Source organism: Litoreibacter roseus, from assembly GCF_009811795.1.
GTDB classification, from domain to species: domain Bacteria; phylum Pseudomonadota; class Alphaproteobacteria; order Rhodobacterales; family Rhodobacteraceae; genus Litoreibacter; species Litoreibacter roseus.
Genome location: NZ_BLJE01000001.1, coordinates 524648 through 535520 on the forward strand (window position 1 = coordinate 524648; position 10873 = coordinate 535520).

The window sequence follows — 10873 nt, forward strand, 5'->3', positions numbered from 1 at the left end:
CCGCTTCAATCAGCCGTCCAGCCGGCTGACGGTAACCCCATCCGCAGTCATGCCTGCGTCGGCCCGGTCAAAGCGCAGATAGGCCAAGCCTTGGCCGCCTGCTTGCGTGTAGACTGTCCCGACGGGTTTTCCGTCCCGCGTGATTGCCGTGCCCGCGGGCACCTCACCCTCCAGCGCCACGACCGCTAAGCCTTTGCGTAGTTCGGTCTTGTGCTTCATTCGGGCGGTGACTTCTTGTCCCACATAACAGCCTTTGCGGAAGTCGACGCCGTTCAGGCGCTCGAACCCCATCTCCAGAATGTAGCTTTCGTTCGGGATCAGTTCGATACCGCCTTCGGGAATGCCATGAGCCACCCGCAGCGCGTCCCAATTCACCTCGGGGCTCTCCGCGGCACCATAAAGCCGCCAACCCAAGTTCGGATCGCGCGGGTCTGTAAACGCCCCGTCCGGCGCGTCGCCAATACCGCATGTGACGGCAATGTCCGTTTTCTCGATTGTCACATCTGCCCGTAATTTGTAAAAGCCCAACCGCTTCTGAAGATCAGCGGCCAATGGTTCGGCCACATCAATGAGAATCCGGTCCTCGTCCGGGACCATGAAGAAATCCGCCAGATATTTGCCCTGCGCAGACAGAAGAGCTGCGTAAACCAGTCCGTCCTTCAGCTTGGCGACATCGTTTGTCACTAGGCCCTGAAGAAACTCTTCCCGATCCCCGCCACCAACGGCCAGTACAACCCGCTGCATCTCACCACTCCAATTCCTGCTCTTCATCACATATAGAGATCCGGACACCGAACAACAGGCCCCGGATCCACAACCATGAGCGCGCGCGTCTCGATTATAATTCCTACCCTGAACGCGGCGGACGCCTTGCCTGAGACGCTGGACAGTCTGTTGCCCGGCGTCGCGCAAGGGATTTTGCGGGAGGTCATCGTCTCGGACGGCGGCAGCACGGACACAACGCGTCAGATCGCCGACGATGCGGGCGCTGTCATAATTGAGGGCGCGGCAGGTCGCGGTGGGCAGATCGCGCGCGGCACATCCATGGCCAAAGCACCGTGGGTTCTGGTGCTTCACGCGGACAGCCATCTGCCGCCTGACTGGGTGGGAGCAGTGGCCGTTCATATGAATGAGCACAGCGGACAGGCCGCTGTCTTCCGCCTGACCTTCCGTGCAAAAGGGATATTGCCCGCAATCACAGCTGGATGGGCCAATCTGCGCACGCGGATCTTCCATCTACCCTACGGCGATCAAGGCTTGCTGATATCACGCGCAGTGTTGGATCAGATCGGGGGCTATCCGGATCAACCGTTGATGGAGGATGTCGCGGTTGCGCGCGCGCTCAAAGGACGACTTCGTCTTCTGGATGAAACCATCACGACCAGCGCCGAGCGTTATCAGCGCCGGGGGTGGACACGGCAAGGCGCGCGCAACATTCTCACACTTGCCCGATATCTGTGCGGCGCTTCGCCAGATCGGCTCGCCCGCATCTATCACAAACGGTGATATCCCGCTGCGCAAAGGATCGATTGACCCCTTGCCGCCTGCCGCATACCCCTAGGAAAATCGAAAACCGGAAGTACGCTTATGTCTCTCGCCCATGGTCGCCATACTCTTGCCATTCCCGGCCCCTCTGTCATGCCGGATCGGGTGCTGCAGGCCATGCATCGGGCCGCGCCAAACATATACACAGGCGAGTTGATCGACATGACCCACGGCCTTGTGCCGGACTTGAAAGCCGTGGCGAAAACCGACGGGCATGTGGCGATGTATATCGGCAATGGCCACGCCGCGTGGGAGGCCGCGCTGGCGAATGTGCTGGCCCCCGGCGATAAGGTTCTTGTTCCCGCTACGGGACAGTTCAGCCATGGCTGGGCGGAAATGGCGACGAAGCTTGGTATCGAGGTTGAGATCATCGATTTTGGCAAGCGGGACGTGGTTAACCCGGCGCGGGTCGAGGAAGCTCTGACCGCCGACAAAGCTCACGCTTTCAAAGCGGTGCTTCTGGTCCAAACCGACACCTCCACCAGCGCGAAGAGCGACCTCGCCGCCATTCGGAGGGCAATTGACGCGGCAGATCATCCCGCTTTGATGATGGTGGATAGCATCGCCTGTCTGGGCTGCGACGACATGCAGATGGATGCCTGGGGCGTCGATATCCTTGTGGCTGGATGCCAGAAGGGTCTGATGACCCCGCCCGGCATGGCATTCGTGTTTTTCAACGACAAGGCAGACGCCGCGCGGGACCGGATGACGCGCGTGTCCGGCTACTGGGATTGGAAGCCTCGGGCGAACCCTTCGTTTTACTATCAGATGCATTGCGGGACTGCGCCGACCCATCATCTTTATGGCTTGCGCGTCGCACTGGACATGATCCTCAAAGAGGAAGGTCTGGATCAGGTCCTCAAACGCCACGCTACGCTGGCCAGCGCTGTCTGGACCGCATTCGAGACGTGGGGGCAGGATGGCCCCATCGAGTTGAACATTACCGACCGCGCCAAGCGCAGCAACGCTGTGACATCCATCCGGATTGGCGCGCCCTACGGAACGCAACTGCGCGATTGGCTGACGGATCAGGCTGGCGTGACGCTTGGCATCGGCCTTGGCATGGCGCCGTCAGACGATCCAGCGTGGCATGGGTTTTTCCGGGTCGGGCACATGGGCCACCTCAACACGCACATGTTGATGGGCACACTCGGCAGCATCGAGGCCGGATTGACGGCGTTACAAATCCCCCATGGCAAAGGTGCACTGGCCGCCGCGGCTGAGGTGTGCGCCGCGGGCTAGGACGCCGCTCAGTCCCGTCTGGGAAGCCTGCCGATGAAAAGATGGGCGACAGCGCCGCTCAGGAGCGATGCCAGATATCCAAACGTCGCCCAGAGCGTGATGAACCCTATGAACAAAAGCACGCAGAGCATCCACAGGAACGGCTTGGTGTAATCTTCCACTTCACGGATAGGGCGGTGCGACATCGCAAATCTCCGACGGTTCGACCCAGACTAGCGTCGCTGACGGTGAAGGGAAATCACAATACCTCGCGTGCCTTGGCCAGGGCGGCCGGCAGCGCATTGTCAAAGGCACGCATTGCGTCGCCCGGTCCGCAACTGATGCGTATGGCCCGATCCTGAGGGGCGACAAATGGCATGCGGGCGAAAATTCCGCTTTTGGTCAACTCGGCCAAAACTGCGCGGGCGAACGTCCCGTCGAGACCGCAATCCATCGTCACAAAATTGGTGGCTGAGGGCAGGGCCGTCAGCCCGTTCGCGTCCGCAATCCGGTTCAATGCCTTGCGGGAAGTTTCGACCTGCCCGATCACCCATCGCAGGTGTGACTGGTCTTCGAGGGCTGCCAACGCCCCGGCTTGCGCGATCCGGTTGACGCCGAAATGGTTGCGTACCTTGTCGAAGGCTCGGATCAGCGGTGTCGCCCCCATTGCATACCCGACGCGTGCGCCCGCCATGCCATACGCCTTTGAAAACGTCCGCAGGCGAATGACCCTTGGATTGTCCGGCGCGATGTCGGGCGCGGTCTTTCGCGGGGCCAGTTCCACGTAGGCTTCGTCCAGCGCAAGCAGGCAGCCGTCGGGCAGGTCCTCGATCATTTTTTCCAATGCGGCCGCCGCGTGCCAACTGCCCATTGGGTTGTCTGGATTGGCAAGGTAGATGAGCTTGGCGTCCACCTCTTTTGCCTTCGAAACAAGGGCTTCTGGATCCTCGTGATCGCCCGCGTAGGGCACTTTGTGCAGTGTGCCGCCGAACCCCGCAACGTGGTAGTTGAAGGTCGGGTAGGCACCGTCTGACGTCACAACCGCATCGCCCGGTGCCACCAGCAGCCGCACGAGATAGCCCAGCAGACCGTCGATGCCCTCACCGATCACGATATGATCCGCTCCAATCCCGTAATGTGCCGCTAGCGCGTGGCGCAGATCGTAGGTCTCTGGGTCGCCGTATTTCCAGATATCCCGGCTCGCCCGTTGCATTGCGGCCAGCGCCTTGGGTGACGGCCCGAACAGGCTTTCATTTGCGCCCAGACGCGCGATAAATGGTGCGCCGCGTGTCCGTTCCTGTGTCTCAGGCCCGACAAACGGAACCGTGTCCGGCAGGGAGGCCGCCAGATCCGTCAACCGGGGGCCGGGACCGTTCGTCATGCGATCTCGGCCAGACGTGCCAATGCTGCGTTCAGCTTGGCTTCTTCCTCTTCCCGAGCGGCGAGGTTCGACTGCGCTTCCGCGACGACATCTTCGGGGGCACTTTCGATGAATTTGGGGTTGTTGAGACGTCCCCTCAGGCCACCCAATTCCTTGGCCAGCTTGCCTAAGGTCTTCTCCAGCCTCGCTTTTTCCTCGCCCACGTCGATGATATCGGCCAAGGGCAGGGCGAAGCTGCCACCCGCCACAGGCAAGGTGACGGATCCCTTCGGTGCGGTCCCTTCGGACACGCTGTCAATGCGGCTGAGTTTCAGGATCAGCGCTTCGTTGTTGGCAAAGGCACGTTGACCGGCGGCGTCCAGCTCGACCTGAACAAGCGGGATCTTCAGCCCCGCAGGCACGTGCATTTCCCCCCGCGCGGAGCGGACCGCGTCGATCAGCGAGATCACCCAGTTCATTTCGCGGTCGGCGTTTTCATCAACCAGATCAGAGGCTTGATAGGTTGGCCAATCGGTATGGGCCAGCATCTTGGCCCGGGTGGCCGTGGCGCCCCAAAGCTCTTCAGTGATGAAGGGCATGATAGGGTGCAGCAGGATCATGCACTGGTCCAGAACCCAGCCCATCGTCGCGCGGGTCTCGGCTTTGGTGGCCTCATCGCCGTCCATCAAAAGGGGCTTGGAGAACTCCACATACCAGTCGCAGACCTTGCCCCACACAAACGCATAAAGCGCGTTGGCGGCGTCGTTGAACCGGTAGCTGTCGAGCGCCTGATCGACCTCTTCCCGGATCTTCGCGGTTTCCCCGATGATCCATTTGTTGACCGTATTCTGGCAGTCGGACTTCAATCGGAATTCTGTCGGACTTTCGTCGGACCCCTCAGCCGGGTCGTAGACGCCGTTCATTTCCGCAAAGCGGACGGCATTCCACAGCTTGGTCCCGAAATTGCGGTAGCCCGCGATGCGCTGCGTCGACAGTTTCAGATCGCGGCCCATGGCGGCCATGGCGGTCAGCGTGAAGCGGACGGCATCAGCACCGTATTCGTCGATCAGCTCCAGCGGGTCGAGCACATTGCCGAGCGACTTGGACATCTTCTTGCCCTTCTCGTCCCGAACGAGCGCATGAACATAGACCGTGTCGAACGGCTTCTGACCGACCACGGCGTATTGCATCATCATCATCCGGGCGACCCAGAAGAAGATAATGTCAAAACCGGTGATCAGGACGTTCGTGGGGAAGTATTTCTGCAGTTCTGGCGTGTTTTCGGGCCAACCCAGAGTACCAATGGGCCAGAGGCCGGAGGAGAACCACGTGTCGAGGACGTCTGAGTCTTGACTAAGATAAACGCGGTTGACCTGACCGCCTCCATTCTCTTTAGCTGCCAAAATATCATATCGTGTGCTTTGACGTCCGATAGGCTCGTCTGTCTCAACGATCACCTCGACATTTTCACCATAGAACTCTTCAGCCTGAGACTTGGCCTGCTCGACGGTTGCAGCACAAAAATACTTAAACTCGCCGACGTCTTTATCTGATTCCAGATAGCCACCGGATGGAATATCCGGCCCATACCAAACCGGAATCCGGTGACCCCACCAGAGTTGGCGGCTGATGCACCAAGGCTCGATATTCTCCAGCCATTCGAAATAGACCCGTTTGTCCCGCTCGGGCAGGATCTGGGTCTCGCCGTTGCGCACGGCGTCCAAGGCGGGGCCGACGATCTTGTCGGTGTCGACGAACCACTGATCGGTCAGCATCGGCTCTATAATGACCTTCGAGCGGTCGCCGAAAGGCTGCATGATGGGTTTGGACTCAACCAGCGGGACCAGTTGATCGGCGCGGTCTTCGCCGCCTTCTTCCGGGGCCAGCGGCTTTTGCGGGGCTTTGCCCAAGCGGGGATCGGACGCTGGCACCATGACCGCCAAGCCCTCGGCGGTGATGTCTTCGATCACTCGGGTCCGCGCCTCAAACCGGTCAAGACCGCGTAACTCATCGGGGACCAGATTGATCGTGTCGGCCTCTGCCTCGCTGAGTTTCCGTTCGCCCCGTGCCACCGCCAGCGCGGTTTGCGCCGCGTCCGCGTAGGGCGCGCCGTCGTTGCGCATTGCCCCCTTGGTGTCCATCAGGCGGTACATCGGGATGCCGCCACGCTTGGCCACTTCGTAGTCGTTGAAGTCGTGGGCGCCAGTGATCTTGACCGCGCCGGACCCGAAATCGGGGTCCGGATACTGGTCCGTGATGATCGGGATCAGGCGGCGATGCTCTTTCGGTCCAACGGGAATTTCGCAGAGTTTTCCGACAATTGAGGCGTAGCGCTCATCGGACGGATGCACGGCCACCGCCCCGTCGCCCAGCATCGTTTCGGGCCGGGTTGTCGCGATGGAGATGTAGTCCCGCGTTTCCCGCAGGATGACGGTGCCGTCTTCGTCTTTTTCAACGTATTCGTAGGTCTCGCCGCCGGCCAACGGATACTTGAAATGCCACATGTGACCGGGCTGTTCGATGTTCTCGACCTCGAGGTTGGAGATTGCCGTTTCGAAATGCGGATCCCAGTTGACCAGCCGCTTGCCGCGGTAGATCAATCCCTTCTCATACATGTCAACGAACACCTTGGTCACCGCGTCGGGGAAGCTCCCGGACATGGTGAAGGCCTCGCGGGACCAGTCACAAGACGCCCCCAGCCGCTTGAGTTGGTTGATGATGGTTCCGCCGGATTGCGCTTTCCAATCCCAGACCTTTTCCAGAAACGCCTCGCGCCCCATCTCGCGACGGGTCGCGTTGGATTTGTCCTTCGCCAGTTCGCGCTCGACCACCATTTGTGTGGCGATGCCCGCGTGATCGGTGCCGGGCTGCCAGAGCGTGTCGTAGCCCTGCATGCGTTTCCAGCGGATCAGGATGTCCTGCAGCGTGTTGTTGAACGCATGCCCCATATGGAGGGAACCGGTGACGTTGGGCGGCGGGATCATGATGCAGAACGTCTCGGATTTGGCCGCATTTGCGCCCGCCACGAAGCATCCGGCCTTTTCCCATGCGTCATAGAGGCGGCGTTCGGCCGCGGCTGCATCAAAGGTCTTGTCCATCGCCATCGTGATCATCCTGCATGAAGTTGCAGGATCATCTAGCGAAGCGCGCGGCCAAGGAAAAGACCGGCGGCGGATTTAGGGGAAATTAGGAGGGCGTTTGGCTGCCTGCCGGGGTTTTCGTAGGGCCGGCGCTGCGCCATGGCAGCCGCGGTCTGCGCCGGGCGGCCTGACGGATGCGGACGCTGTCATGGACATGCTCGGACGGATCATGCCCCACCGGACGGGGCCAGCGGTGCCAGAACAGCTTGCTCCACCCTCTGAAGGTGCCGACGGAGGGGGCCATGGCGTCCTGCGGAAAGCGGTCTTTCCAGCCCGGTGGCAGGGTCAGACCGCAGCTTTCGGCCTTTTCCAGCATCCAGACCAGCGGGATGTTAGCCAGCGGACGCGCGGTTTCGACGCCCAAAAGGTGACCGCCCACATCCCCATGGGTGCCGGGAAACCAGACCTGTTCCAGATGGCCGTCAAAGTCATCTTTCGTGTTCCAGAGAACTGGCGCGAAGGCCTGCCGCGGCTCGTTGAAGGCGAGCGCGTGATAGCCGTGCTGGACGCTGGGGCCAAGTTGATGGTCATGGAAGGCGTGTTCGGCGGGCGACAGATGCCAGAGTATCGGTAAGCGGACCCCTAATGCGCGCACGGTGTCCCAGACGCCGATCATCTGGATCGGTGCGCTGTCATGGCAATGGGCGGCGCGAAAGGTTTGGGCGATATCGCTGTCGGGGTCGCGGCGGTAGTGCCGCCAGGCCTGCCGGACGTTGCGCTCGGTCGCGCAATCACCCTTCAAAAGGCCGACCCGGTCGATGACCCCCGCAAGGGACCGGACTGCATAGGCGCCGCGCGAAAACCCGAAGAGAAAGATCCGGTCGCCGGGCCGGTACCGCGAGGCGATGAAGCCGTAGGCATTGCGGATCTGCTGGTTGATGCCGACGCCTGCCATCACATCTATGGCGCGCCGGAACCCGCGCCACTGGATGCCCTGTTCATATTTCAGGGAGACAGCGGCATTGGGCGCAACTTCGCTGAGCAGCTTGAAGGTGATGCCTGCGTTGGTTTCGAACCCGACCTCAAGGCTGGACATGGTGCCGTCGAGAATGACCACGTGGGTCACAGGGCCACGGGTCGGTTTTGCGAGGACCGATTTGGGCGCGGGGCCGAAGCCGACAAGGCGTTTGAGACGGTCTGACATGGGCAAAGGCTGCCCAAAAAACCTTCCTATCACCTTAGACCACCGCACGGTCGACACCTCGTCTTAACTCTTTAGCGCACCCACCAACTTATGATCCTGCCCAACCTCTTGCCAGTCAAAGGATTTCACAGGGAGGTTAAGAAACATTTCAGGCCGAAACATAAATATTCACTCGGCGGCCATCTGCTTTTCATTGAGCCAAGACCAGACGCGCATTGGCGTGAAGGGCATGTCGACGTGACGCACGCCACTGTCCCAGACCGCATCCAGCGCCGCATTTGCAACTGCCGCCAGCGCACCCACGGTGCCTGCCTCGCCGCAACCTTTCATGCCCAGAACATTGGCCGTCGAGGGCACAGGTTCGGAGTAGAAGGCGATGAACGGCATCTCCAGCGCGCGGGGGATGCCGTAATCCATGAAGGTGGCAGTCAGAAGCTGGCCATCTTCGTCATAGACCACATGCTCGCTGATTGCTTGGCCGATACCTTGAACGACACCGCCGTGGACCTGGCCCTCGGCCAGAACCGGGTTCATCAGGTTGCCCAGATCATCGACCACCGTGTACTTGACGACCTGCGTGACGCCGGTGTCGGGATCAATCTCAAGCTCCGCCACATGGCAGCCATTGGGGAAGCTGCGACCGGGCAGGGTGGTCGTCTCTGAGGTGGTCAGCAGATCGGCCTCGCCGGCCTCTCGTGCCAGATCCGCGGCCTCGATCAGGGTCATCACCGTGTTGGATCCGTCGGCCCGGAAGGCACCGTCTTCGAAGGCCACCTCGGGCACACCCAACTGGTCGGCCACGAACGGCTTGAACCGGTCCACGATGGCCTCGGCGGTGCCTTTGATGGCCGTGCCCTGCGTCGTCACCGAGCGGGACCCGCCTGTGCCGCCACCTTTGGCGATCAGGTCGCTGTCGCCCTGTACCACGTCGATCACATCCAGCGGGATGCCGGAATATTCGTGCAGAAGCTGTGGGTAGACGGTCTCGTGCCCCTGACCGTTGGATTGCGTCCCCACAAACAGCTGTACGCGGCCCTCATCGGTGAATGACACCTTCGCTGTCTCCGATGGATCGCCAAGAATGCTTTCGATGTAATAGCAAACACCCAGCCCGCGCAGCTTGCCTGCGGCTTTCGAGCTTTCCTTACGCGCGGCGAACCCCGCGATGTCGGCTTCCTGCTCGGCGCGTTTGAGAACTTTGTGGAAATCGCCCACGTCGTACAGCTCGCCCGTGACGCTGGTATAGGGGAACTGGTCGGCGGGGATGAAGTTCTTGCGCCGCAGGTCCAGCGCATCGACCCCCAAAACCCGTGCGGCGTGGTCAATTGCGCGCTCCAGCACGTAGATCGCCTCGGGCCGCCCGGCGCCGCGATAGGCATCGACCTGCGTCGTGTTTGTGTAGATGCCCCGGTTGCGGAACCATGCGATCTGCACGTCATAGGTGCCCATCAAAACCTTGGCCGCCAGCTCCGACTGAATGAACTGAGCATAGCCCGAGTTATAGGCGCCGAGATTGCAGGTCGTGTCCACCCGGTAGGCGGTGATCTTGTGATTGGCGTCAAACGCGAGTTCCGCCGTTGAATAGAGATCGCGCCCACCATTGTCCGACAGCATGCTTTCTGTTCGTTCCGCCTGCCAGCGCACAGGCTTGTTCACGGCGCGGGCCGCATGGGCGATCACGAAATACTCGGGGTAGTCCATGGACTTCATGCCAAAGCCGCCGCCCACGTCTGGGTTGGTGACGCGCACATCCTCGGGGCTCAGCCCCAAGGCACGGGACACGGACGCCTTGAAACCCCAGACCCCTTGGCCCGAAAACGCCACGTGCAGCCGACCGTCCTGCATTTCCGCGAAACATCCGCGCGGCTCCATCGAGTTTGCGATGATCCGGTTGTCGGCAATCTCAAGGCGCGTGGTGTAGGCTGCGCTGTCAAACGCCTTGGCGGTCGCATCCTCGTCACCCGTGGCCCAGTCATAGGCGACGTTGCCGGGGGCCTCCGCGTGAATTTCCGGACCGCCCTCGGCCACGTCGACCTTGGCGTCCAGATCATCCGCGTCGAGCAGGATCAGATCGGCGGCATCGCGCGCCTGCGCCATGGTTTCTGCGACGACGACGGCCACCGCCTCGCCCACGAAGCGCACGCGACCTTCAGCCAACAGCGGGCGGCGCGGCGCGGCGCCCTTGGTGCCGTCGCGGTTCTGGATGATCGACGCACCCATGCCGTTCTTGATGCCTGCCTCTTTCAGCGTTTCGGCGGTCAGCACCATATGAACGCCCTCGGCCTCTGCCGCGTCGGACACATCCAGTTCGGTGATATCTCCGTGGGCTACCGAAGAGCGGAGGACATAGGCATGCAGCGCGCCTTCGGGGGCGATATCGTCCAGATATTGACCACCGCCGGTCAGAAACCGCGTGTCTTCCAGCCGCTTGATCGGTTGGGATGTGCCGAATTTCGCCATGGG

General features: G+C 61.3%; 8 protein-coding genes. 2 read left to right on the plus strand and 6 right to left on the minus strand.

Going from position 1 to position 10873, the window contains the following annotated elements; all coding sequences use genetic code 11:
- Positions 1–9 precede the first annotated feature (9 nt).
- A complete protein-coding gene (gene ygfZ / locus KIN_RS02625; protein ID WP_159804395.1) occupies positions 10–744 on the minus strand; it encodes a CAF17-like 4Fe-4S cluster assembly/insertion protein YgfZ in 735 nt (244 codons plus the stop codon).
- 75 nt (positions 745–819) lie between these two features.
- Between ygfZ and KIN_RS02630 the strand changes: the two genes are divergently transcribed.
- Together KIN_RS02630 and KIN_RS02635 are read left to right on the plus strand one after the other, a co-directional pair.
- Positions 820–1506, plus strand: coding sequence for a TIGR04283 family arsenosugar biosynthesis glycosyltransferase (locus tag KIN_RS02630; protein ID WP_159804396.1), 687 nt, complete (start codon positions 820–822; stop codon positions 1504–1506).
- An 81-nt stretch (positions 1507–1587) separates the two neighbouring features.
- On the plus strand, positions 1588–2787 hold the full coding sequence (locus tag KIN_RS02635) for a pyridoxal-phosphate-dependent aminotransferase family protein (protein ID WP_159804397.1): 1200 nt from the start codon (positions 1588–1590) through the stop codon (positions 2785–2787).
- An 8-nt stretch (positions 2788–2795) separates the two neighbouring features.
- Here the strand turns inward: KIN_RS02635 and KIN_RS02640 are convergent, their stop codons facing one another.
- From KIN_RS02640 to KIN_RS02660, 5 genes are all read right to left on the minus strand, one after another.
- Complete coding sequence (locus KIN_RS02640; RefSeq protein WP_159804398.1) at positions 2796–2972, minus strand: hypothetical protein; 177 nt, start codon at positions 2970–2972, stop codon at positions 2796–2798.
- 53 nt (positions 2973–3025) lie between these two features.
- Positions 3026–4147, minus strand: a complete 1122-nt coding sequence (locus KIN_RS02645) for a pyridoxal phosphate-dependent aminotransferase (protein ID WP_159804399.1) — start codon at positions 4145–4147, stop codon at positions 3026–3028.
- Entirely contained in the window at positions 4144–7230 is a 3087-nt protein-coding gene (locus KIN_RS02650) for a valine--tRNA ligase (RefSeq protein ID WP_159804400.1), read from the minus strand. The genes KIN_RS02645 and KIN_RS02650 overlap by 4 nt, the downstream gene beginning before the upstream one ends.
- Before the next feature lie 82 nt (positions 7231–7312).
- Entirely contained in the window at positions 7313–8410 is a 1098-nt protein-coding gene (locus KIN_RS02655) for a T6SS phospholipase effector Tle1-like catalytic domain-containing protein (protein ID WP_159804401.1), read from the minus strand.
- Positions 8411–8578: 168 nt separating this feature from the next.
- Entirely contained in the window at positions 8579–10870 is a 2292-nt protein-coding gene (locus KIN_RS02660; protein ID WP_159804402.1) for a xanthine dehydrogenase family protein molybdopterin-binding subunit, read from the minus strand.
- Positions 10871–10873 lie beyond the last annotated feature (3 nt).